Origin of the sequence: Actinoallomurus liliacearum (genome assembly GCF_039542035.1) — a bacterium.
GTDB classification, from domain to species: Bacteria; Actinomycetota; Actinomycetes; order Streptosporangiales; family Streptosporangiaceae; genus Actinoallomurus; species Actinoallomurus liliacearum.
The window spans coordinates 15,231-37,210 of sequence record NZ_BAABHJ010000012.1 but is presented as its reverse complement, the minus strand read 5'-3'; the positions used below and the strand labels follow the sequence as shown (position 1 = coordinate 37,210).

25 protein-coding genes are annotated in these 21,980 nt (G+C 71.2%); 19 read left to right on the top strand and 6 right to left on the bottom strand.

Translation table 11 applies throughout. The features are described 5' to 3' along the window. Positions 1–2: 2 nt before the first annotated feature. Positions 3–935: an amino acid ABC transporter permease gene (locus ABD978_RS20730; RefSeq protein ID WP_345356737.1), complete on the top strand. Its 933-nt coding sequence runs from the start codon at positions 3–5 to the stop codon at positions 933–935. A 26-nt stretch (positions 936–961) separates the two neighbouring features. Next, positions 962–1,714, top strand: coding sequence for an amino acid ABC transporter ATP-binding protein (locus tag ABD978_RS20725; protein ID WP_345357499.1), 753 nt, complete (start codon positions 962–964; stop codon positions 1,712–1,714). 1 nt (position 1,715) lies between these two features. On the opposite strand, the gene sodX is transcribed toward ABD978_RS20725, so the two are convergent. After that, complete coding sequence (gene sodX / locus ABD978_RS20720) at positions 1,716–2,063, bottom strand: nickel-type superoxide dismutase maturation protease (RefSeq protein ID WP_345356734.1); 348 nt, start codon at positions 2,061–2,063, stop codon at positions 1,716–1,718. An 87-nt stretch (positions 2,064–2,150) separates the two neighbouring features. Here sodX and sodN point away from each other — a divergent pair, with 87 nt between their 5' ends. Then, a complete protein-coding gene (sodN, locus tag ABD978_RS20715; RefSeq protein ID WP_345356731.1) occupies positions 2,151–2,552 on the top strand; it encodes a superoxide dismutase, Ni in 402 nt (133 codons plus the stop codon). Positions 2,553–2,635: 83 nt separating this feature from the next. Here sodN and ABD978_RS20710 read toward each other — a convergent pair whose 3' ends face one another. Next, positions 2,636–3,739: a cobalamin-independent methionine synthase II family protein gene (locus ABD978_RS20710; RefSeq protein WP_345356728.1), complete on the bottom strand. Its 1,104-nt coding sequence runs from the start codon at positions 3,737–3,739 to the stop codon at positions 2,636–2,638. A gap of 333 nt (positions 3,740–4,072) precedes the next feature. Between ABD978_RS20710 and ABD978_RS20705 the strand changes: the two genes are divergently transcribed. Both ABD978_RS20705 and ABD978_RS20700 read left to right on the top strand, forming a co-directional pair. Beyond that, positions 4,073–4,492, top strand: a complete 420-nt coding sequence (locus ABD978_RS20705; RefSeq protein ID WP_345356725.1) for an ATP-binding protein — start codon at positions 4,073–4,075, stop codon at positions 4,490–4,492. Between the two features lie 67 nt (positions 4,493–4,559). Next, a complete protein-coding gene (locus ABD978_RS20700; protein WP_345356722.1) occupies positions 4,560–5,357 on the top strand; it encodes an RNA polymerase sigma factor SigF in 798 nt (265 codons plus the stop codon). A 59-nt stretch (positions 5,358–5,416) separates the two neighbouring features. Here ABD978_RS20700 and ABD978_RS20695 read toward each other — a convergent pair whose 3' ends face one another. Further along, positions 5,417–5,794 (bottom strand): hypothetical protein, encoded by a 378-nt coding sequence (locus tag ABD978_RS20695; RefSeq protein WP_345356719.1) that lies wholly within the window; start codon positions 5,792–5,794, stop codon positions 5,417–5,419. A gap of 84 nt (positions 5,795–5,878) precedes the next feature. On the opposite strand from ABD978_RS20695, the gene ABD978_RS20690 reads away from it, so the two are divergent. Both ABD978_RS20690 and ABD978_RS20685 read left to right on the top strand, forming a co-directional pair. Further along, entirely contained in the window at positions 5,879–6,805 is a 927-nt protein-coding gene (locus tag ABD978_RS20690; RefSeq protein WP_345356716.1) for a diacylglycerol/lipid kinase family protein, read from the top strand. A 256-nt stretch (positions 6,806–7,061) separates the two neighbouring features. Beyond that, on the top strand, positions 7,062–7,316 hold the full coding sequence (locus tag ABD978_RS20685; RefSeq protein ID WP_252809415.1) for a WhiB family transcriptional regulator: 255 nt from the start codon (positions 7,062–7,064) through the stop codon (positions 7,314–7,316). 109 nt (positions 7,317–7,425) lie between these two features. Here the strand turns inward: ABD978_RS20685 and ABD978_RS20680 are convergent, their stop codons facing one another. Further along, the gene (locus ABD978_RS20680; protein ID WP_345356713.1) at positions 7,426–8,937 is read right to left on the bottom strand and encodes a histidine kinase N-terminal domain-containing protein; all 1,512 of its coding nucleotides are present in this window, start codon (positions 8,935–8,937) and stop codon (positions 7,426–7,428) included. Between the two features lie 38 nt (positions 8,938–8,975). Here ABD978_RS20680 and ABD978_RS20675 point away from each other — a divergent pair, with 38 nt between their 5' ends. From ABD978_RS20675 to ABD978_RS20650, 6 genes are all read left to right on the top strand, one after another. Then, positions 8,976–10,142, top strand: a complete 1,167-nt coding sequence (locus ABD978_RS20675) for an 8-amino-7-oxononanoate synthase (protein WP_345356710.1) — start codon at positions 8,976–8,978, stop codon at positions 10,140–10,142. Positions 10,143–10,157: 15 nt separating this feature from the next. Continuing rightward, positions 10,158–10,910 (top strand): GntR family transcriptional regulator, encoded by a 753-nt coding sequence (locus tag ABD978_RS20670; protein WP_345356707.1) that lies wholly within the window; start codon positions 10,158–10,160, stop codon positions 10,908–10,910. 109 nt (positions 10,911–11,019) lie between these two features. Further along, complete coding sequence (locus ABD978_RS20665) at positions 11,020–11,187, top strand: hypothetical protein (RefSeq protein ID WP_345356704.1); 168 nt, start codon at positions 11,020–11,022, stop codon at positions 11,185–11,187. Between the two features lie 103 nt (positions 11,188–11,290). After that, positions 11,291–12,028 (top strand): dethiobiotin synthase, encoded by a 738-nt coding sequence (bioD, locus tag ABD978_RS20660; protein WP_345356701.1) that lies wholly within the window; start codon positions 11,291–11,293, stop codon positions 12,026–12,028. Between the two features lie 97 nt (positions 12,029–12,125). Beyond that, positions 12,126–12,866 carry a hypothetical protein gene (locus ABD978_RS20655; RefSeq protein ID WP_345356698.1) on the top strand — a complete coding sequence of 247 codons (741 nt, stop codon included), beginning with the start codon at positions 12,126–12,128 and terminating at the stop codon, positions 12,864–12,866. 170 nt (positions 12,867–13,036) lie between these two features. Then, positions 13,037–13,705 carry a LysR family substrate-binding domain-containing protein gene (locus ABD978_RS20650; RefSeq protein ID WP_345356695.1) on the top strand — a complete coding sequence of 223 codons (669 nt, stop codon included), beginning with the start codon at positions 13,037–13,039 and terminating at the stop codon, positions 13,703–13,705. A 27-nt stretch (positions 13,706–13,732) separates the two neighbouring features. Here ABD978_RS20650 and ABD978_RS20645 read toward each other — a convergent pair whose 3' ends face one another. After that, on the bottom strand, positions 13,733–15,790 hold the full coding sequence (locus ABD978_RS20645) for a transglycosylase domain-containing protein (protein ID WP_345356692.1): 2,058 nt from the start codon (positions 15,788–15,790) through the stop codon (positions 13,733–13,735). A 121-nt stretch (positions 15,791–15,911) separates the two neighbouring features. On the opposite strand from ABD978_RS20645, the gene ABD978_RS20640 reads away from it, so the two are divergent. From ABD978_RS20640 to ABD978_RS20615, 6 genes are all read left to right on the top strand, one after another. Next, the gene (locus ABD978_RS20640) at positions 15,912–16,586 is read left to right on the top strand and encodes a response regulator (protein ID WP_345356689.1); all 675 of its coding nucleotides are present in this window, start codon (positions 15,912–15,914) and stop codon (positions 16,584–16,586) included. After that, positions 16,583–17,953, top strand: a complete 1,371-nt coding sequence (locus ABD978_RS20635) for a sensor histidine kinase (protein ID WP_345356686.1) — start codon at positions 16,583–16,585, stop codon at positions 17,951–17,953. The genes ABD978_RS20640 and ABD978_RS20635 overlap by 4 nt, the downstream gene beginning before the upstream one ends. Continuing rightward, entirely contained in the window at positions 17,950–18,648 is a 699-nt protein-coding gene (locus tag ABD978_RS20630; protein ID WP_345356683.1) for a hypothetical protein, read from the top strand. Before ABD978_RS20635 ends, ABD978_RS20630 begins: the two co-directional genes overlap by 4 nt. 109 nt (positions 18,649–18,757) lie before the next feature. Further along, positions 18,758–19,012 carry a DUF3311 domain-containing protein gene (locus ABD978_RS20625; RefSeq protein ID WP_345356680.1) on the top strand — a complete coding sequence of 85 codons (255 nt, stop codon included), beginning with the start codon at positions 18,758–18,760 and terminating at the stop codon, positions 19,010–19,012. Positions 19,013–19,018: 6 nt separating this feature from the next. Next, positions 19,019–20,638, top strand: a complete 1,620-nt coding sequence (mctP, locus tag ABD978_RS20620) for a monocarboxylate uptake permease MctP (RefSeq protein ID WP_345356677.1) — start codon at positions 19,019–19,021, stop codon at positions 20,636–20,638. Between the two features lie 79 nt (positions 20,639–20,717). Continuing rightward, entirely contained in the window at positions 20,718–21,269 is a 552-nt protein-coding gene (locus ABD978_RS20615) for a GNAT family N-acetyltransferase (RefSeq protein ID WP_345356674.1), read from the top strand. Positions 21,270–21,699: 430 nt separating this feature from the next. On the opposite strand, the gene ABD978_RS20610 is transcribed toward ABD978_RS20615, so the two are convergent. Then, the gene (locus ABD978_RS20610; RefSeq protein ID WP_345356671.1) at positions 21,700–21,912 is read right to left on the bottom strand and encodes a biotin/lipoyl-binding carrier protein; all 213 of its coding nucleotides are present in this window, start codon (positions 21,910–21,912) and stop codon (positions 21,700–21,702) included. Positions 21,913–21,980: the final 68 nt, after the last annotated feature.

The following is a 21,980-nucleotide window of genomic DNA, read 5'->3' as shown; positions in this document are numbered from 1 at the left end:
GCATGACCGTTTCCGACGAGACGGTGAGCGAGGGACGGCAGGAGGAGATCCGGGCCGTCCCCGTCCGCCACTACGGACGCTGGATCGCGGCGGTCCTGATCACTTACGTGGTGGTCTGGATGGCCTGGAGCGTCGCGCACAACGAGCGGCTCCAGTGGGACGTCATCCGGCAGTACCTCACGATCGACGCCGTCGTGCAGGGCGTCGGCGTGACGCTGGAACTGACCGTCATCGCGATGGTCATGGGCATCGTGGGCGGCGCGCTCCTCGCCGTGATGCGGTTGTCGCCGAACCCGCTGATCTCCGGCATCGCGTGGGCGTACGTCTGGTTCTTCCGCGGCACCCCGGTCCTGGTGCAGATCCTGGCCTGGGGTTTCATCAACGCCTTCATCCCGCAGTTCTCGATCGGCATCCCGTTCGGCCCGACGTTCGCGCACTTCAGCGCGAACTCGGTGATCACGCCGTTCATCGCGGGCTGCCTGGGCCTCGGCCTCAACGAGGCCGCGTACATGTCCGAGATCGTGCGGGCCGGCATCCTGTCGGTCGACCCGGGCCAGGACGAGGCCGCGACCGCGCTGGGGATGAGCCGGGGGCAGACGCTGCGGCGGATCGTCCTCCCGCAGGCGATGCGGGTGATCATCCCGCCGACCGGCAACGAGGTCATCTCGATGCTGAAGACGTCCTCGCTGGTCAGCGTCATCGCGGTCTCCGATCTGCTGTACTCCGTGCAGATCGTCTACGGCCGTACGTACCAGACCATCCCGTTGCTGCTCGTGGCGTCGCTCTGGTACCTCGCCATGACGTCCATCCTCAGCGTCGGCCAGTTCTACCTCGAGCGCCGCTTCGGCCGCGGCACGGCCCAGCGGCAGACCATGCTCGAACGGTTCCTGACCAAGCTGAAGGCGCAGCGCTCCACAGAGCAGGGGGCAAAGTGAGCGAGGTCGACGCCGTTCCCACGCCGATGGTCAAGGCGGAGAACGTCCACAAGCGGTTCGGCCGGCTGCACGTCCTGCAGGGCATCGACCTGGAGGTTCAGTCCGGCGAGGTGATGTGCGTCATCGGGCCGTCCGGCTCCGGGAAGTCGACCTTCCTGCGGTGCATCAACCACCTGGAGAAGATCGACGGCGGGCGGCTGTGGGTGGACGGCCACCTCGTGGGCTACCGCCAGCGCGGCGAGCGCCTGCACGAGATGCGCGAGAAGGAGATCGCCTCGCAGCGCCGGGACATCGGCATGGTGTTCCAGCGGTTCAATCTCTTCCCGCACATGACGGCGCTGGAGAACGTCATGGAGGCGCCGTGCCGGGTCCGGCGCGAGCCGAAGCGCACGGTCCAGGAGCGGGCCGTGCAGCTGCTCGAGCAGGTCGGTCTGGCCGAGAAGGTGAAGGCCTACCCGGGGCAGCTGTCCGGCGGACAGCAGCAGCGGGTGGCCATCGCGCGGGCGCTGGCCATGCAGCCGAAGCTCATGTTGTTCGATGAGCCGACCAGCGCCCTCGACCCGGAGCTGGTCGGTGACGTCCTCGACGTGATGCGGCAGCTCGCGGAGGACGGCATGACCATGGTCGTGGTCACCCACGAGATGGGCTTCGCCCGCGAGGTGGGCGACTCGGTGGTCTTCATGGACGGCGGCGTCGTCGTGGAGGAGGGCAACCCCCGCGAGGTGCTGACCAACCCGCAGCACGCCCGCACCCAGGACTTCCTGTCGAAGGTGCTCTGAGTCAGGAATCGTTCCGCGTCCGCGCGCTCCGGCCTCGCCGGGGCGCGCGGAGCCATATCGCGGGCCGGGGCCAGTAACGGGCGATGACGCGTCCCAGGATCAGATCGTCCGGTACGGCGCCGAAGTCCCAGCTGTCCTGCCGGCCCGCGGCCCGCTGGTTGTCGCTCTCCAGCCACCATCCGTCGCGGTCGCGCCAGGCCACCCGCTTGACGATCAGCCGGGCCTCGCGGGGGTGACGTGCCACGACGACGTGTCCGGGGGCGAGGCGGGCGCCACGGCGTACGAGAAGCCAGTCGCCGGGCCGCAGCACCGGCAGCATCGACTCGCCCGTGACCTCGACCGTCTGCATGTGGGTTACCTCTCTGCGCGCGGGAAGGGTACCGGGAGTAGTGTCTGCCAACGGAGCATGATCCGAAACAACGGAAGGGACACGCAGGTGCTTGCACGACTTCTGCGCCCCAAGACCACGGTGTCGGCCCACTGCGACCTGCCCTGTGGCGTGTACGACCCGGCGCAGGCCCGCATCGAGGCCGAGTCGATCAAGGCGATCATCGAGAAATACCAGTCCAACGACGACCCGGTGTTCCGCGCTCGGGCTCTGATCATCAAGGAGGAGCGGTCCCAGCTGGTCAAGCACCACCTGTGGGTGCTGTGGACCGACTACTTCAAGCCCCCGCACTTCGAGAAGTACCCGCAGCTGCACCAGCTGTTCAACGAGGCCACCAAGCTCGCGGGCGCCGGCGGCACCAAGGGCACGCTCGACGTGGCCAAGGCGGACGAGCTCCTGGCCAAGATCGACGAGATCGCCAAGATCTTCTGGGAGACCAAGAACGCCTGATCCGCGCCGGCTCTCGGCCAGGATCGGACAGTGGCGGGCCGGCCGTCCCCCTCGCGGGAACGGCCGGTCCGCCACACGCCTTTCTACCCCCAGACCCGCTGCGCGACGGACACGACGAGATCCAGCTTTCTCCTCTGGTCGTCCCAGGTCAGCGGGTTGCCCTGCACCTCCGACGCGAACCCGCACTGCGGGCTGATCGCGAGGTCCTCCAGCGCCTTGAACCGTGACGCCTCGTCCAGCCGGCGTGCGAGTGCATCGGGGTCCTCAAGCTCGCCGGTCTTGGTGGTCACCAGGCCCAGGACCGCGGTCGTGCCCTCGGGGACGTGCTTGATCGGATCCAGGCTCCCGGCGCGTTCGGTGTCGTACTCCAGCAGCCAGTGGTCGACGGGGATCCGGCCGAACACCTCCTCGGCGATGCCGTGGTAGGTGCCCTCGTTGAACCACTGCCCGCGGTAGTTGCCCCGGCAGATGTGCATCCCGACGACGACGCCGGCGTCGCGAAGGCCGGTGACGATCGCGTGGTCCGCCTGAATGCACCGGTCCAGCAGCTCCCGGGCGTTCAGCCCCTCCGCTTCGAAGACGGCGATCAGCTTCTCGTTCACGAAGCTGGTGAAGCACGGCGCGTCGATCTGGACGTGCCGGACACCGTCCCGCGCCAGCGCCGCCGTCTCCGTCCGGATGACCGCCGCGAGGTCGTCGATGATGTCGGCCCTGGTGGGGTAGGCGGCGCCGCTCACGCCGCTCTGCCAGTTGGCCACGACGAAGTTGGTGACCTCGGGGATCGCCAGCTTCCACGGACCGGGCGCGTGGTGGGCCAGGAACTCCGCCTCCCGGTCGGTGAACCGGTCCCGGTGCCGCAACCCGCCACCGATGAGGTTGAGGATGCTGTCGTCCTTGGTCTGCTCCTCCCCCTCGGCGTTCCAGTCCAGGACGGGCGCCTGCGTCACGAAGCCTTCGGTCGCCGCGGTGAGGTGGCTCATGAAGTCGTTCCTGCGGTACTCGCCGTCCGTGTAGACGCCGATGCCGCTGTCCCGTTGGAGAGCCAGCGCCTCGAGGATCGCCTGGTCCTCGGCCTGCCACAGCTCCTCCGCGTCGATCTCCCCTGCCGCGTGGCGGTCGCGGGCCTGAAGGAGTGCTGGGGGGCGTAGCAGGCTGCCCACGTGCAGGGCCTTGCCGGAGAAGTCCATCGACGTGCCTTCCTACCGTCTCAACCGGTGATCTTCCGGTTACGGGCGCCAATTTAGGGCGTTGAGTCGACCCGAAACCACCCTTTGTAGCGACTACCGGGCGATTCCCGAATATCCGTCCTCAGGAGCGGCCCACTGACGGACAAAATGGAGCAATATGCCGTGCCCGTGCGACTTCGGCGAGCACCGGCCGCACGGATGACCCCGGTGCGCGGGAACCCGGCGCCCGACCTCTACGATCATCACTTCGACGACCGAGCGCGGCGGATGCGCGCGCAGGTGCGTTGAAGCGGTAGTTTCGACATCAGCGGGTAGCCCCAACGAGGGAGTGACGTGACCGAGGAAACCGCGGCCAAGCCGGCGAGTGTGTCCGACGTGCGCGACGTCGTGACCGTGCGGCTGCCGGCCGACAGCGCCTACCTTTCCGTGCTCCGCACGGCCACGGCCGGGCTGGCGGCACGCCTCGACTTCAACCTCGACGAGATCGAGGATCTGCGGATCGCGATCGACGAGGCGTGCGCGATGCTCCTGGCCCAGGCGGTGCCGGGCACGGATCTGACCTGCGAGTTCGAGTTGACCGACGACGCGATGAGCATCTCGGTCTCGGTCCTGACCGTCGACGGCCTGGAGCCCAGCCGCGACACGTTCGCCTGGACCGTCCTGAGCTCGCTCGCGGGTGACGTCGACGCCAAGGTCGGCGTCGACGACCGGGTGACCATCGTCATGAACAAGCGGCGCGGGAAGACGTCGTGAACGCCGCGATCCCTACGGCACTCGACCACCGCCCACGCGGCTTCGGGCCGCTGAGCGAGGTGGACGCGTGACCGAGAAGACCACGGTGGCCGGCAACGAGCACGGCGCGCCCGACCGCGCTCGAGCGCGTCGGCTGTTCGAGCGGCTCGCCACCCTGCCCGAAGGCGACCCGGAGCGCCAGCGCATCCGGGACGAGCTGGTGGAGCTGCACCTGCCGCTCGTCGAGTACCTCGCCCGCCGGTTCCGCAACCGCGGCGAGTGGCTCGATGATCTCGTGCAGGTCGCGACGATCGGGTTGATCAAGTCGATCGACCGGTTCGATCTGGAGCGCGGCGTGGAGTTCTCCACGTACGCCACGCCGACGATCGTCGGTGAGATCAAGCGGCACTTCCGCGACAAGGGCTGGGCGGTCCGCGTGCCGCGCCGGCTCCAGGAGCTGAAGCTGTCGCTGACCAAGGCGATCAGCGACCTCGCCCAGCGCGAGGGCCGGGCGCCGACCGTCAGCGAGCTGGCCGAGCACCTGCAGATGAGCGAGGAGGAGGTGCTGGAGGGCCTGGAGTCGGCGAACGCCTACTCCACCGTGTCCCTCGACGCGCCCGACTCCGGCGACGAGGACGCCCCGGCGGTCGCCGACTCCCTCGGCATCGTCGACGACGCCCTCGAAGGCGTCGAGTACCGCGAGTCGCTGAAGCCGCTGCTGGAGAAGCTCCCGGCCCGGGAGAAGCGCATCCTGCTGCTGCGGTTCTTCGGCAACATGACGCAGTCGCAGATCGCCGCCGAGCTCGGCATCTCGCAGATGCACGTGTCCCGGCTGCTGGCCCGCACCCTGGCCCAGCTCCGCGACGGCCTGACCGCCGACGACTGAGGCACGAACGAACGCGCCCGCCGAGACGACACCGTCTCGGCGGGCGCGTCGTTTCCGGGCTATTCGTCGATGAGGGCGCGGGTCGTCGGGGGGCTGAGGAGGGCGGCGGCGCCGACGACGGCGACCACGACGAGGACGACCCCGAGGATCTGCCGGTGGCTCTGGAACATCGACACGGCGATGATCAGCGTGAAGATCTGCGTGAGCAGGGCGGGGGCGCGTCCCCAGCGGCGTACCTGCCACAGTCCCCAGCCGACCGCGATGATGCCGGCGCCGCCGAGGACGGCCATGAAGGCGAGGGCGACCGCGCTCGCGAGGTCGTGCGGGCGGCCGATGACGGCCTCGATGCCGACGTACAGGCCGACGGCCAGCACGGCGACCCCTTCCAGGGCCTCGACGACGGCTGCGGCGCTCAGGGTGGCGGGACGTGTGGACACACCCAGGAACACTAGCCGGGCGCGACCCGCCGTGATGCCCAGCCCGCGCCTTCCGGTGGTCTGCGGTGAAGCTACCCTTTTTGCGTGCGCGCTCTCTTGATCGCCAATCCGAAGGCGACGACCACGTCACGGCGAGCCCGGGACGTGCTGATGCGCGCGTTCGCCGGCGAGGTACGGCTGGAGCTGGCCGAGACCCAGCGGCGCGGGCACGCGATGGAGCTCGCCGAGCAGGCGGTCGGCGAGGGCTACGACGTGGTCATCGCGCTCGGCGGGGACGGCACCGTCAACGAGGCCGTCAACGGGCTGCTCGCCGCGGGTCCGTCGGAGGACCTGCCGGCCCTCGCCGTGGTCCCCGCCGGCAGCGCGAACGTCTTCGCCCGGTCCCTGGGGCTGCCGAACAACGCCCTCGACGCGGCCGGGCAGGTCCTGGAGGCGCTGCGGGCCGGGCGGCACCGCACGGTCGGCCTGGGCATGGCCGACAACCGTTACTTCACGTTCTGCGCGGGTCTGGGGCTGGACGCGGAGGTCGTCCACGCCGTCGAGCAGCTCCGGGCCGCCGGCTCCCGGGCGTACTCCACGCTGTACATCCGCGCGGCGCTGCGCCAGTTCTTCGTGCTGACGGACCGGCGCCGCCCGGCGCTCACCCTCGAAGTGCCCGGGAAGCCGCCGCTCGGCCACATCTTCCTGAGCATCGTGTCGAACACCTCGCCGTGGACGTACGCGGGCCCCTGGCCGGTGGACCCGAGCCCGCGGGCGGCGTTCGCGACGGGCCTGGATCTGTTCGGACTGCGGCGGCTCGACGTGCTGTCGACTCTCAACGTGCTGTCGCAGATCCTGCCTCCGTTCCAGCGGCAGCCGCGCGGCGGACAGGTCCTCGGTCTGCACGACCTGACGGAGTTCACGCTGCGGTCGCATCGCCCGATCGCGTTCCAGGTCGACGGGGACTACCTGGGACAACGCGAGGCGGTGACCTTCCGGTCCGTTCCCAAGGCGGTGCGCGTCGTGATCTGAGTCACGAAGTGACGTTCATGTTTCGGCCATGTGACACACGCGACAGCCATACTTTGAGAAAAGTTTCTCAAAGCTCTTGCGCCCTCTCTGGCGCCCTGGGAATCTCTAAGTGGCGCGCGGCATCGGGTATCACCCCTGGTCGAGACCGCCATGAACACTTCCCGGACCTTACCCGCGGTCCTTGGACTGTTCGCGACATCGTGAAACCGTTCACAAGTGGAGTCGACACTTCACGCGCTACGAAGGAGTGGACCGCATGGACTGGCGCCACCGCGCTGCCTGCCGTGACGAGGACCCCGAGCTGTTCTTCCCGATCGGGAACACCGGCCCCGCGCTGGTACAGATCGAAGAGGCCAAGCAGGTATGCCGCCGCTGCCCGGTGACCGACGCCTGCTTGAACTGGGCACTGACCTCCGGCCAGGACGCCGGGGTCTGGGGCGCCATGAGCGAAGACGAGCGCCGCGCCCTGAAGCGCCGCAACGCCCGTGCCCGCGCTCGCGCCCACGCCTGAAAGACGACGACGCCGCATCGTGGCTCGCAGATCGGCCCACGACATCCGCCGGCTCCGACGCCCGTGACCCCAGGTCACGGGCGTCCACGTTTTCCGGGCACGAATCGGCTCAGGTGGGCGGAGCGGTCCGCGGCCCCTGGTCCAGCGGGATGTCCACGGCGACCTCCGTGCCCCCGCCCTCGCGCGGCCGCAGGTCGATGACCCCGCCCAGCTCCCCCACGATCAGCGTGCGGACGATCTGCAGGCCCAGACTCGCCGTCGACTCCACGTCGAAGTCTTCGGGCAGCCCGCTCCCGTTGTCGGCGACCAGGACCTTCAGCCGCTCCTCGCCGCGCGTCACCACCACCTCCAGCGACCCGGGGCGGTTCGCCAGGCCGTGCTCGAGGGCGTTCTGCAGCAGTTCGGCGAGGACCATGGCGAGCGGTGTGGCGATCACCGCGGGCAGGACTCCGAAACCGCCGATCCGCTTCGGGCGCACCCGGGTCTCCGGTGCCGACACCTCTCCGGCCATGGCCATCACCCGGTCCGCGATGTCGTCGAAGTCGACCAGCTCCTCCGGCGTGTGCGAGAGCGTCTCGTGCACGATCGCGATCGAGCCGACCCGGCGGACCGCCTCCTCCAGGGCCGCCCGCCCCTCCGGCACCCGCAGCCGCCGGGCCTGCAGGCGCAGGAGCGCCGCGACGGTCTGCAGATTGTTCTTCACCCGATGGTGGATCTCCCGGATCGTGGCGTCCTTGCTCATCAGCGCCCGGTCGCGCCAGCGCAGCTCGGTGACGTCCCGCAACAGCACCAGGGCGCCCGTACGACTCCCGTCGACGATCAGCGGGATGGCCCGCAGCTGCACGATCGCGCCGTTCGACTCGATCTCGGTCTCGCTCGGGGCGCGCCCGCCGGCGACCACCGCCAGCGAGTCGTCCACCGCGGTGTTCATCAGCCGGGCGGTGGTCTCCCCCAGCGGCGTGCCGACCAGGTCGGTGGCGAGCCCCAGCCTGCGGTACGCCGACTGCGCGTTCGGGCTGGCGTAGAGCACCCGCCCGTCCCGGTCCACCCGGATCAGGCCGTCGCCGACCCGCGGCGAACGGGCGAGGTTCGGCTCCACCTCCCGGAACGGGAACCGCCCCGCATCGATCATCTTCGCCAGGTCGCTGGCGCTCTGCAGGTACGTCAGCTCCAGGTGGCTGGGCGTACGCGCCGAACTGAGGTTCGTGCTCCGCTGGATGATGCCGAGGATCCGGCCGTCCCGGCGTACGGGGATGGCCTCCTCGCGCACCGGGATACCGCTCCCCCACTCCGGGTCGCCCTCCCGGCAGATGCGCTCCTCCCGCCAGGCCACATCGATCAGGCCGCGGCCGCCCGGCTCGACGACCAGGCCGACGAGGTCGTCCGTGTAGGCGGTCGGGCCGGTCGTCGGCCGGATCTGGGCGATGGCCACCCAGCCTCCGAGGTCGCCGGGACGGCCGCCCCTGGGCGCGCGACGCCTGGTCAGCGGGACCCAGAGCACCAGGTCCGCGAACGACAGATCGGCCAGCAGCTGCCAGTCCGACACCAGCGCGTGGATCCATTCGAGGTCCGCCGCGTCCAGATCGGTGTGCTGCCTGGTGAGGTCGGTCAAGGTGGGCACGTCTGCATAATCGCAGGCGGGGCTGGAATGATTTCCGGGTGGACCCACTTGAGCGGCTGACGACCGCGACCCGCGACCGTACGGCCGCCGGGCTGCGCCGGACGCTGCGCCCGCGCCCGCCCGGCCCGTCGCTCCTCGACCTGGCCTCCAACGACTATCTCGGGCTGTCCCGTGACGCCCGGCTCGCCGAGGGGGCGATCGAGGCCGTACGGAAGTGGGGGGCCGGCTCGACCGGATCCCGCCTCGTCACCGGGACGACGGAACTGCACGCCGAGCTGGAGCACAGCCTCGCGGAGTTCACCGGCATGCCGTCCGCCCTCGTCTTCTCCTCGGGCTACCTGGCCAACCTGGGGGTCCTCACCGCGCTGCGGCCCCGGCTGATCGTCTCCGACCAGGGCAACCACGCGTCACTGATCGACGGTTGCCGGCTGTCCCGGGCGCCGGTCACCGTCACCCCGCACGGAGACGTCGCGGCCGTGGACGCGGCCCTGGCCGGCGCGCGGGACGCGATCGTCGTGACCGACGCGGTCTTCTCGGTGGACGGCGACCTCGCCCCGCTCCGTGAGCTGCACCGGGTCGTCCGAGGCCACGGCGCCGTCCTGGTGATCGACGAGGCGCACGCGCTCGGCGTGGTCGGACCGGGCGGGCGGGGCGCGGCATACGCCGCCGGGATCGCCGGTGAGCCCGACGTCGTCCTCACCGCCACCCTGTCCAAGGCGCTCGGCACGCAGGGCGGCGCGGTCCTCGGCGCCCCGGAGGTGATCGAGACGCTGATCGACACGGCCCGTTCGTTCGTCTTCGACACCGGGCTGGCACCGGCGTGCGCCGGCGCGGCCCTCGCCGCGCTCGACGTGCTGGCCGCCGAGCCGGACCTTCCGGAGCGCGCCCGCTCCCACGCCGTCCGGCTCGCCGGTACGGCCCGCGAACTCGGGCTCGCGACGACCTCACCGGCCGCGGCCGTCGTCCCGGTCATCATCGGCGACCCGCACGAGGCCGTCCGCGCCGCGGACCTGTGCGCGGATCACGGCGTCCGGGTCGGCTGCTTCCGGCCACCATCCGTACCGGTGGGACGTGCCTGTCTGCGGCTCACCGCCCGCGCCGACCTGGGCGAGGCGGATCTCACAGCCGTCACGAAGGCACTGGCTACTGTCAAGAAGCAGACCAGACCGTACCCTGCTCCTAACGCCGGAGCGACGCGGCGGTGAACACGAGGAGAGCGAGTGACGGCTGAGCAGGCACCTGAACTCGGGGTCGAGCCACGGGTCCCGAAGTACTACCGGCTGAAGAAACGCCTCATCGAGCTGACCGAGGCGCTCACCCCGGGTAGCCCGCTGCCGCCGGAACGCACGCTCGCGGAGAAGTACGGCACCTCCCGCACGACCGTCCGGCAGGCCCTCGCCGAGCTGGTGATCGAGGGACGCCTGCAGCGGATCCAGGGCAAGGGCACGTTCGTCGCCAAACCGAAGGTCGCCCAGGAACTCCAGCTGGTCAGCTACACCGAGGACATGCGGCACCACGGCCTCAACCCCGAGACCCGCATCCTCGACATCGACTACGTCACCGCCGACGAGCGGGTCGCCGGCCTGCTCGGCATCCGCCCCGGCGGCCGCGCCCTCCGCATCCACCGGCTCCGCCTCGCCGACGGCGAGCCGATGTCGATCGACACGTCCCTGCTGCCCGCCCGCCGCTTCCCCGGCCTCCGCAAGGAGCTGCCGCGCCACGGCTCGCTGTACGAGACCCTCGCGACCGCGTACGACGTGCACCTCGCCGAGGCGGAGGAGACGATCGAGACCGTGCTGGCCACCCCCGACGACGCCCAGCTCCTCGGCGTCGACGTCGGCCTGCCGCTCCTCCTGCTGTCCCGGCACGCCTTCGACGTCGACGGCCACCCCGTCGAGTGGGCCCAGTCCTTCTACCGCGGCGACCGCTACAAGTTCATCACCCGCCTCCGCCGCCAAGGCCACACCCCCTGACCGCCTCTTGCCCGAACAGCGGCTCCGGAGAATGTACGGTTCTGCGTACGGACAGTGAGCGGGTTCCCTGCGATGACCGGAGCTGATCGTGATGGAGGAGTCACGCGACGTGAGCGCGGTGGCCCACGCCGCACAGGCCCTGTTCTTCTCCAACCCCGATCGGAGCAGCGGCACGTACCAGCACCTTCGATCGTGGGAGTTCGGGGAGACGATCAGCCTGCCGGACCCGTTCGGCTTCACGGTCAAAACCGACAAGTGGGAACCCTGGGACGACTGAACCGCCGGGGAACGTCTGTGCCGAGGATCGGTGTCGCCAGGGGGACGGAAATCCTCGGCGTTGAGACGGTCGTCGGCCTCCGCTACTCGTTACCCTCGCTCAGGTGAGTGTGCTCGTGGTCAGCGGGACGGATACCGGGGTCGGCAAGACGGTCGTCACGGCGGCCCTCGCGGCGTTGGCGCGGGCCCGAGGGGCGTCGGTCGCCGTGGTCAAGCCGGCGCAGACCGGGGTACGGCCCGACCAGGCCGGGGATCTGGAGGAGGTCCGGCGGCTCGCGGGCGTCGGCGACCTGCACGAGTTCGCGCGCTACGCCGACGCGCTCTCCCCGGCCGCGGCCGCCCGGCAGGCCGAACTGCCGCCGCCCGACCTGGTCGCCACCGCCGACCGGATCCGCGCGCTCGACCGGGACCTGGTGATCGTCGAGGGGGCCGGTGGGCTGCTGGTGCGCTTCGACGAGGACGGCACCACGCTGGCCGACCTCGCGCACTCGTTGCGGGCGCCCGTGCTGGTCGCCGTCCGGCCGGGGCTGGGCACGCTGAACCACACGGCGCTGACGCTGGAGGCGATGGCGAACCACGGGCTCGAACTGGCCGGGGTCGTCATCGGGGCCTGGCCGCGCCGACCCGGCCTGGACGACCTGTGCAACGTCCGGGACCTGGAGACGATCGCCGCCCGCCCGCTGTCCGGGGCGCTGCCCGAGCGGTCCGGGCGGCTGTCCGGGCCGGAGTTCCTGCTCGCCGCCCGGGCCGGCCTGGCCCCGCATCTCGGTGGTGTCTTCGACGCGGCGGTATTCCGCGCGGACTGCGCCGCCCGCGCCCGTAGCTGGGATCTCATACCGTGACCCCTCGTACCGCTCCCCCCGACCTGTCAGGGAACCGCGCGGCCTCGGGACACGTCTGAGTTCCGGGGACGCGCCACGCATTGAGGAGCGATCACCTATGAAGGCCATGGTCGTGGTGGCCGCCGCGCTGCTGGCGGCGGGCTGTTCCGGACGTTCGGAGGCCAAGCTCGATCCCACGCCGGCGCCATCGGTGTCCGTGTCGCCGGGCACCGGGCTGGTGCTGCGGACGAGTACGAGTGGCGGCATCGCCGGGCTGGGCGGTCCGGGGAGCCTGCCGGACTTCTCGTTGTACGGCGACGGGCGTGCCATCGCCGGGTCGTCCGGCACGCTGACCGAGTACCGGCTGACGCCGCAGGCGGTGCGGCGCATCGTGTCGGCGGCTCAGGACGCCGGGCTCGCGACGCCGCGGACGGTGGAGAGCCCGAACATGGCCGACGCCATGTACGCGGTCGTCACCTTCGTCGTCGACGGGCACCCGCGTACGACCCGGCTCGTCGAGCCGGTGAGCGACACGAAGGCGGCGGCGGTGCTCGCCATGCTCAATCCGTCGACCTGGGCGCGCGGCGATCTGGCCGCCGCGCCGCATCCGTACCGCCCGGCCGAGGTCGCGGCGCTGGCGCTTCCCGGGTCCGCGACCGGGGCGCCACGGTGGCCGTACGCCACGCCGCTCGGCTCCGGGACGCGGGTGGGCACCCGGACCTGCACCGTCCTCACCGGCGCGGCCGCCCGCAAGGCGCCGATCGGCCGGTGGCGCGACTGGTCGGATCACGGCCGGTCCTACCGGGTGCTGCTCCGGCCGCTGCTGCCCGACGAGGCGGACTGCTCGGCGCTCGGGTGACGCCACACACATGATGAAGCGGCCGGCCGTCCCGAAGCCAGGAGGCCGGCCGCTGCCGAATCACCCGCCGATTACGGCCAGCCGATGTCCCCGAACGTTCCGAACATCTCCAACTGACTCCCCTGGGCGAACAGCTCCAGCGGGACCTGAGCGCCGGCTACCGGAACATCGTGGAAGGGGTCGAGGCCGCGGCGAACTCGGTCCGCGGCACGACGGGGACGCTGACGCTGGGCACCATGGGGCCGCACCTCATGGAGATCGGCGACCTCATCGACCTGTTCCGAGCCCGTCATCCGGGCGCACGGCTGCGGCACCGCGAGGTTCAGCCGCCCTCCCCCCTGGACTCTCTGCGGTCCGGCGAGGTCGACGTCGCGCTCCTGTGGCTGCCGGTCCGCGAACCCGACCTGACCGTCGGCCCGGTGACACACGCCTCCCCTGTGCTGCTGATGGTCGCCGCCGACCATCCCTACGCCCACCGCGATGCGATCGACCTGGAAGACCTCGGCGACTGCACCCTGGTGGCGGGCCGCTCCATCCCCGCCTACATGGAGGAGACACTCGCCCCCTACCACACTCCTGCCGGACGCCCGATCCGTCGCGGCCCTCGGGCCACCACGTGGCAGGAGGTGATCAGCGCGGTCTGCTCCGGTGAGGCCGTCGCAGGAGTCGCCGCCGAAGCCGCCCGCTTCTACCCCTGGCCGAACCTGGTCTTCGTCCCCATCCGCGACGCCACGCCCTGTCAATGGGCTCTCGTCTGGCGTACCGCCGACAAGAGCCCGCTGATACGCGCCTTCGCCCAAGCCGCCGCAGAGTCGAGTGAGGCGAGCCGGCCGCTCTGACGGATCGTTCCGCCCTCGCGTGACCGGTCAGGGGGTCGCCCCCGGCTTGACGATCGGGGACCGGCCCGCCTTCGCCTCCTGCCTCTTGCGCAGTTCCGACGGGTCGATGGACCGTGGCGACGTGGGGACCGTCTTCTTCGGTGACGGCGCGTACGGGCGCGCGGCGGGTGGTGACGTCGGCGGGGTCGGGCTCGGTGTGGGCGTCGCGAACCGGCGGGTCGTACCCACCCAGGCGGGCGGCGGGAAGTCCTCGACGGGGCCGTCGGCGACGGCGGTGGTCATGACGGCGGTCCAGATGGTGGCCGGTAGGTCGGCCGCCTCCCGCAGGGGCGCGTCGCCGCGGTTGATCAGCGGTCGGTTGCTGGCGCGGTAGGTGACGACGGCGGTGGCCACGCTCGGGGTGTAGCCGCAGTACCAGGCGGCGGCGTTGGCGTCCGTGGTGCCGATCGTGCCGGCCGTCGGGCGGTCGAGCACGGGCCGCGTGCCGGCCGCCTTCGGGTCGAGCACGCGCCGCGCAGCGTCCGCCTTCGCGCCGAGGCCGAGGGCGAAGGTGACGTCCGCCGCGACGCCCGGGGACAGTGCCCGCCGCACGTGGGGCCGTACGGTCAGCAGCGTCTTCCCGGACGAGTCCGTGACACGGGCGACGATGTGCGGCTCGGCGTACCGGCCGTCGACCAGGGCCGCGTACGCCGCGGCCTGGTCGATGGCGTGGATCCGCGGCGGCGCGGGCCGGGTCGGGAGACCGACGCGGCCGGCGGCGGAGGCACCGGTCCTGGCCATGAGCCGCGCGAACACGGTGTTGTACGAGTTGGCGGCGGCCGTGAGCAGGTCCGGCGCGTCGGCCTTCGCGTCGTCGTCATTGCGGACGCCCTTCAGGGGCGAGCCGTCCACCACGCTGCGCAGGCCGACGCCGTTCTGCAGCGCCGTGGCCAGGATGAACGGGTGAAAGGAGGAGCCTGCGGGCAGGTCGGCGAGGAAGGCGTTGTCGTACTGGTGCTTGAGGTAGTCCCGGCCGCCGTACGTCGCGAGGATCTCGCCGGTGCCCGGCCGGACCGAGGCCAGCCCGGTCTCGAGGTCCTTGTCCCCGCCGACCGCGCCGGCCACCGCACGCGGCGCCTCGTCCTGCGTCGCGCGGTCGAGGGTGGTGGTCACCCGCAGGCCGCGCCGGTAGATCGCGTCGTCGTCGAACCCCCGCCGGCGCAGTTCGCTCGTGATCCGCTCGATGAGGTAGCCGCGCTGCCCGCCGTACAGCGGGTCGGTATGCGTGGGCGCGACCCGTGGGAACGCCGGTCGCGGTCCCTTCGGGAGCACGCCGGTGCTCATCATCCCGTCGATGACGTACCGCCAGCGCGCCTGCGTCTGCGCGGTGTGCCCGAGCGCGGGGTCGAGGTACGACGGCGCCTGGATCACTCCGGCGAGCAGCGCGCTCTCGGCCGGCGTGAGCGCGCCGACGTCCTTGCGGAAGTACGCCTGCGCGGCCGCCTGCACCCCGTACGCCCCGCGGCCGAAGTAGACGGTGTTGAGGTACTGCTCGAGGATCCAGTCCCTGGACCGGGACCGGTTCAGCTTCACCGCGATGAACAGCTCTTTGACCTTGCGGGTGAGCGTCTGGCGGGGGTCCAGGTAGGCGACCTTCACGTACTGCTGGGCGATGCCGGAGCCGCCCTGGCGCGCTCCGCCGGACATCGCGGCCCACACGGCACGGGTCAGCCCGGTGGGCGAGACGACGGGCTCGTGGTAGTAGCCGCGGTCCTCGGCGGCGAGGACCGCGCCGCGCAGGTGGGCCGGGACCTCCCGCAGCGGTACGGCGACGCGGTTCAGCCGCCCGACCTGGGCGATCGGGGTCCCGTCCCGGTAGTACAGGATGCTCGCCTGCGCCCGCGCGGCGGCGCTGACCGGCGGCACCTTGACCTGCGTGTAGACCGCCCACAGGCAGATCCCGACCAGCACGACGAGGCCGCCGAGCGCGTACCCGGCCCGCCGGACCAGCCGCAGCCTGCGGCCCTTGCGCGGTACGAGGCCCCCGAGGCCCCGTACCGCGATCCCGACCCATCGTCTCCGCTCGCGTCTGCGCCGTCCCGCCATGTCGATCAACCCTGGTCGGGAAGCGTCATCAAGCTGTCGGGGTGCGGTCCCACTTTCCGGACATTGTCTGGATCCCGTGACAGAGTCCCGCGCGCCGGACCGGCCACTCGATAATGGGCCGATGGTCGCGATCTTGCTCGTGGAGGACGATCCGTCGGTCCGTACGGGTCTGGAGCTGGCCCTGACCCGTCAGGGACACTCGGTCACCGCACGGACGACCGGTGAGGAGGGGCTGGAGTACGCGCGGGCGCGCCGCCCGGAGATCGTGATACTCGACGTCATGCTGCCCGGACTGGACGGCGTGGAGGTCTGCCGCCGTCTCCGCAGGTCCGACGAGATCCCGATCATCCTGCTGACCGCGCGCGGCGAGAGCCTGGACGTGGTCGTCGGGCTGGAGGCGGGCGCCGACGACTACGTGGTCAAACCCGTCGAACCCGCCGTCCTGGACGCGCGGATCCGCGCCGTACTGCGGCGCGCGGAGAAGACCCCGATGAGCCGTTCGAGCTTCGGCGACCTGGTCATCGACCGCGCGGCGCTGCGGGTCACGAAGGCCGGGGCGGACGTCCACCTCACCCCGACCGAGCTGCGGCTGCTGCTGGAGCTGACCCGTCACCCCGGCCAGGCGCTGACCCGCGGCCACCTGCTCCGGGAGGTGTGGGACCACGGCTACGCCGGCGACTCGCGCCTCGTGGACGCCTGCGTGCAACGGCTGCGCGCCAAGATCGAGACCGATGCGGCCGCACCGACGCTGATCCAGACGGTGCGGGGGTTCGGCTACCGGTTCACGGCCCCGTGATCAGCGGACTGCGCGGGCGCCTGTTCCTCGCGTTCGTCGCCGCCTGCCTCGCCTCCACCGCGCTCGTCGCCGGCATCGGGTACGTCCTCGTCCGCCGGGCCATCCTGCAGCGGGCGCAGGACGCCGTCCTCATCGACACCCGCGAGACGCTGGCGCACAACGTGCCCGGAGACCTGACCGCCCCGGTCCCGGAGCGGACGCTGAGCGACGTGGCCACCGGACTGGTCCGGCCCGACCGGTACGTGGTCGTGACCGACGGAACCACGTCGGTCACCACCGGCGAGTTCGGTCTGCGCGACGTGCCCGCCGGTCTGTCCGCCCGCGCCGCCGAGGGGCTGTACTTCCAGCGGGTCGTCATCCACGGGACGCCCTGGCTGGTCGCCGCCACGCGCGTGCGGGGCCGCGACGGTGAACCGCTGCCGCTCACCGTCTTCGTGTTCGCGTCCCTGTCCAAGGAGAGCGCCGACCTGCACGGCATCCAGAGCGCCCTGACGCGCGCGGGCGCGCTGACGGTCGTCCTGGCCGTGGTCCTCGCCGCGCTGCTCGGACGCAGCGTGCTGCGGCCGCTGCGCCGCCTCGCCCGGGCCGCCCGCTCGCTCGGCAAGGGGCATCTCGCCGCCCGCGTCGACGTGCGCGGCCGGGACGAACTGGCCGACGTCGCGCGGATCTTCAACGAGAGCGCCGCCTCTCTGGAGGACACCGTCGGAGAGCTGCGCCGCCTGGAGGCGACCGCCCGGCGGTTCGCCGCCGACGTCTCACATGAGCTGCGCACCCCCATCGCCGCCATGACCGCCGTCACCGACCTGCTCGAGGAGGACGCCGCCCGGCTCCCCGCGGACACCGGAACGGCGGCCCGGCTGGTCGCCGAGCAGACCCGGCGCCTCGGCGCCCTGGTGGAGGACCTGCTGGAGATCAGCCGGATGGACGCCGGTACCGCCGACCTGACCCTGGACGACGTGCCGCTCGCCGCCCTCGTCCGCGAGTGCGTGACCACGCGCGGCTGGGCCGACCAGGTGGCCGTCGAGATCCCGCCCGGCCTTCGGGTACGGCTCGATCCCCGGCGGTTCGACGTCATCATCGCCAACCTCGTGGCCAACGCGCTGCGGCACGGCGCCCCGCCCGTCCGCGTCGTCGGACGGCCTGGGCTGGAGGTACGCGTGATCGACCATGGTCCCGGCATCCCGGACGACGTGCTGCCGTACGTGTTCGACCGCTTCTTCAAGGCGGACCCGGCGCGTCCGGCGGGGAAGGGCACCGGGCTCGGCCTGTCGATCGCCCAGGCGAACGCCGCCCTGCACGGCGGGCGCATCGAGGCCGGCAACGCGCCGGGCGGCGGCGCGGTCTTCACCGTACGGATCCCGGCATGACGCGGGTCGTGCGCGCGGTGTCCGCGGCGGCGGCGATCTGCGTGCTGGCGGGATGCGGAGTGCGCCCGACCGGCGTGGTGGGTGCCGGAGAGGCGCCGACCGCGACCGCCACCTCGCTGCCCAAGGCCCAGGTCTTCTTCCTCCACGACGGCACGCCGGAGCCCGTGGAGCGGGCGGTGCCGCCGTGGGACACCCAGGCGGTGTTCGACGCCCTCCTGGCCGGTCCGACCGCCCAGGAACGCGAACGCGGCCTGCGCACGGAGCTGAGGTCGGACGTGACGATCCACGCGATCGGCACACGGACGGTCTTCGTCGAGTCCCGGCGCCAGCAGGTGTCCCAGCAGGTGTCCCAGCAGGAGGTCGCCGGTTATCTGCAGATCTCCTGCACGGCACGCCTGCTGCCCGGCGCGCCGCTGGTGAAGGCGCCGGGCCTCCTCGACCCGGCCCTCGTCGCCAAGGTGTATCAGGCGAACGTGTGCCTGAGGGGCGGCGACCCGGCCGGGAACGGGCCCATCGGCCCGAGGGGGGCTCGGTCCGATGGGCCGCCCGAGGTGCCGTCTCCGACCCCGAGCGGTTCCTCGTACACCGGCGGGATCGGCCCCTCGCCCACCGACGATCCGGCCTACCCCGTCGGCAAGAAGGGGCCGTCCTCGCCCCGGAACGGCGCTCCATCGGTCGTGAAGCCGACGGGCTGAGCGCCGGGACGTTACCGGTTCGTTATCGGGACGCCGCGGGCCGAGATCTGATCGTGACCGGACGGCATCACAGTGGCGGGAGCGAAACTTTGTTTCAAAGGGGCCCGACATGCCGAACAAAGCCGCCCAACCGACCCGTCCCCTCGTACGGGTCGTGATCGCCGTCCTCCTGATCGCGCCGTTCGTCATCTACCTCGCCGTCCCGAGCTACGCGCGGATCAAGCCCCGCCTCGGCGGCTTCCCCTTCTTCTACTGGTGGCAACTGGCCTGGGTGATCCTCACGGCGGCCTTCATCGGCGTCGCGTACGCCCTCGCCCGCCGCGGCGCCTCCTCCCCCGACCAGGCCGACGAGAAGGGCGAGTGAGGTCCCATGGACAACGTCAACGGCGTCGAACTCACGGTCTTCGTCTTCTTCATCGCCCTGGTCACCGTGGTCGGCTTCGCCGCCGCCCGGTGGCGGCGCGGCCAGACGCTCCTGCACCTGGACGAGTGGGGCCTCGGCGGACGGAGCTTCGGAACGTTCGTCACCTGGTTCCTGCTCGGCGGTGACCTCTACACGGCCTACACGTTCATCGCGGTGCCCGCCGCCGTGTTCGCCAGCGGCGCGATGGGCTTCTGGTCCCTGCCGTACGCCGCGATCGCCTACCCCATCGTCTTCCTGATCGGCCCTCGCCTGTGGTCGGTGTCCCACGTGCACGGCTACGTCACGCCCGCCGACTTCGTCCGCGGCCGCTTCGGATCCAAGAGCCTCGGCCTGGCCGTCGCCCTGACCGGGATCCTGGCGATGATGCCCTACATCGCGCTGCAGCTCGTCGGCATCCAGGCCGTTCTCACGGTCATGGGGGTCAAGGGATCCGGCCTGGCCCGGGACCTGCCGCTGTTCATCGCCTTCGCGCTCCTGGCCGCCTACACCTACACGTCCGGCCTGCGCGCCCCGGCGCTGATCGCCTTCGTCAAGGACGCGCTGATCTACCTCGTGATCATCGTGGCGGTCATCTACATCCCGACGAAGCTCGGCGGCTGGGGTCACATCTTCGACAGCGCCCAGGCGTCCCTCACCAAGGTCAACCCGGCGACCCACAAGCCCAGCGGATCGATCATCACCAGCGACCTGAACCACTGGGCGTACGGCACGCTGGCCCTCGGCTCCTCCCTGGCGCTGTTCATCTACCCGCACACGGTCACGGGGGCGCTCGCCGCCGGCCGCCGCAACGTGATCCGCCGGAACGCCGCGCTGCTCCCGGCGTACTCCCTGCTGCTCGGGCTCCTCGCCCTCCTCGGTTACATGGCGCTGGCCAAGCCCGACGTGGCCGCCGCCGTCAAGGCCGCGAAGAACCCGCAGCTGGCCGTGCCGACGTTGTTCGACCACGTCTTCCCCAGCTGGTTCGCCGGGGTCGCGTTCGCCGCGATCGGCGTCGGCGCGCTCGTCCCGGCGGCGATCATGTCGATCGCCGCCTCGAACCTGTTCACCCGCAACGTCTACAAGACCTTCTTCCGGCCGGAGGCGTCCCCCGCGGAGGAGACGCGGGTGTCGCAGTTCGTGTCCCTGCTGGTGAAGGTCGGAGCGCTCGTCTTCGTCCTGGCCTTCGACAAGTCCCTGGCGATCAATCTGCAGTTGCTGGGCGGCATCTGGATCGTGCAGACCTTCCCGTCGCTGGCCCTCGGGCTGTTCACCCGGTGGTTCCACCGCTGGGCGCTGCTGGCGGGCTGGGCGGTGGCCATGGTGTACGGGACCGTCACGGCCTACCGGCAGCCGTCGCCGACGCAGAAGCACTTCGGCCAGCCGATCGCCGACATCCCCCTCATCCACCACACCGGGTACATCGCGCTGACCGCGTTCGTCCTCAACATGCTGGTCGTGGTGGTGCTCACCGTCCTGCTCAGAGCGGTGAAGGTCGCCGACGGCGTCGACGAGACCAGCCCGTCCGACTTCCTCGCGGACGCCGAGGACTCACGCGTCCGTGACCTCCCCGAACTGACGACCGGCTGAACGCCTGCGGTGGTCTCCCGGAGACCACCGCAGGCCATAGGGGTACATGGTCGCTTTTGCGGTGTTCTAAGCTTCCCTCGTGAGCCAGGAAACGCCTCCGGTGCTGGGTTCACCGGGGGAACCGCCCGCAGCCGGGCAGCCGGCCGGCATGGAGATCCGCGTCGCTCGTCCCGACGAGCTGCGCGCGATCGGCGAGCTCACCGCGGCGGTGTACGTCGCCGCTGGATACATCAGCCCGAACGGCAGCTATGTCCCGCACCTGCGCGACGCCGCCGCCCGCGCCCGCGAGGCCGAACTCGTCGTCGCCGTACGGGACCGCGAGCCGATCGGAACCGTCACCTACTGTCCGCACGAGAGCGCCTGGGCCCAGCTGGCCGGACCGGACGAGGCGGAGTTCCGGATGCTCGCGGTCAGCCCGATGGCCCGCGGTCTGGGCCTGGGCGAGGCCTTGGTCCGGTACTGCGTCGGCCGGGCCCGCGAGGACGGCTGCACGACCCTGCGCCTGTCGACCGAGCCCGTGATGCACGCCGCGCACCGGATCTACCGCCGCCTCGGCTTCGTCCGCACCCCCGACCGCGACTGGCGCCCCGCCCCCGGCGTCGACCTCCTCACCTACGCCCTGCCCCTCTGATCGGCGCGCCTGAGAAAGCAGTAACCCCGGCGGCATGCGATGCAGAGGCCGTCCGGGGTGTTCGGTTCTTTCTAGCGCATACGCCGACGCCACGTCTCAGAACAGGGTGATTCCGTGACGCAAGCAGTAACCTCGGCGGCTTGCCGTGCAGAGGCCGTCCGGGGTCTTCGCTTCAAGGATAACCGTCGCGGCCGTTCTCTCCCGGCGACCGGGCTCGCGACCACCCGCGCCCGGGTCCGCCGGGTGAGCGCTTCTCGACGGCACGCAGGCGCCCCAGCGAGGACGCCGACCGTTGAGAGACGGACGAAAGTCTCGGTGAAGGCTGATGCAGGAGGGGACGTAATCCCGCGAAACGCCGCTGTGGCAGGGCCTTCACCGAGGGATTGCCGGCCGTCACGGCGCTCGCCGAGTGGTCTGGTCGGCCGGCGGGTTACTCGATGACGGCGATCAGGTCGCCTTCCTGGATGACGTCGCCCTCGGCGACCTTCAGGGTCGTGATCGTGCCGGAGTCCTCGGCGAGCACCGGGATCTCCATCTTCATCGACTCCAGGATGACGAGGGTGTCGCCGTCCTCGACCTGGTCACCCTCGCTGACGAGCACCTTCCAGACGTTCGCCACCATTTCCGCGCGGACCTCAGCCACTACGGCTCCTCTCTCAGACGCCGGCTTGCGCCGGACGCACGTTATTCATCGGATGAAGGTTCTCGTTC

What these genes read in the sequence shown, in the direction of transcription:
- ABD978_RS20730 (WP_345356737.1), top strand. Translation starts at nt 3, where the DNA reads ATGACCGTTTCCGACGAGACGGTGAGCGAGGGACGGCAGGAGGAGATC.
- ABD978_RS20725 (WP_345357499.1), top strand. Translation starts at nt 962, where the DNA reads ATGGTCAAGGCGGAGAACGTCCACAAGCGGTTCGGCCGGCTGCACGTC.
- sodX (WP_345356734.1), bottom strand. Translation starts at nt 2,063, where the DNA reads ATGCAGACGGTCGAGGTCACGGGCGAGTCGATGCTGCCGGTGCTGCGG.
- ABD978_RS20710 (WP_345356728.1), bottom strand. Translation starts at nt 3,739, where the DNA reads ATGGACTTCTCCGGCAAGGCCCTGCACGTGGGCAGCCTGCTACGCCCC.
- ABD978_RS20685 (WP_252809415.1), top strand. Translation starts at nt 7,062, where the DNA reads ATGGACTGGCGCCACCGCGCTGCCTGCCGTGACGAGGACCCCGAGCTG.
- ABD978_RS20655 (WP_345356698.1), top strand. Translation starts at nt 12,126, where the DNA reads ATGAAGGCCATGGTCGTGGTGGCCGCCGCGCTGCTGGCGGCGGGCTGT.
- ABD978_RS20645 (WP_345356692.1), bottom strand. Translation starts at nt 15,790, where the DNA reads ATGGCGGGACGGCGCAGACGCGAGCGGAGACGATGGGTCGGGATCGCG.
- ABD978_RS20640 (WP_345356689.1), top strand. Translation starts at nt 15,912, where the DNA reads ATGGTCGCGATCTTGCTCGTGGAGGACGATCCGTCGGTCCGTACGGGT.
- ABD978_RS20630 (WP_345356683.1), top strand. Translation starts at nt 17,950, where the DNA reads ATGACGCGGGTCGTGCGCGCGGTGTCCGCGGCGGCGGCGATCTGCGTG.
- ABD978_RS20625 (WP_345356680.1), top strand. Translation starts at nt 18,758, where the DNA reads ATGCCGAACAAAGCCGCCCAACCGACCCGTCCCCTCGTACGGGTCGTG.
- mctP (WP_345356677.1), top strand. Translation starts at nt 19,019, where the DNA reads ATGGACAACGTCAACGGCGTCGAACTCACGGTCTTCGTCTTCTTCATC.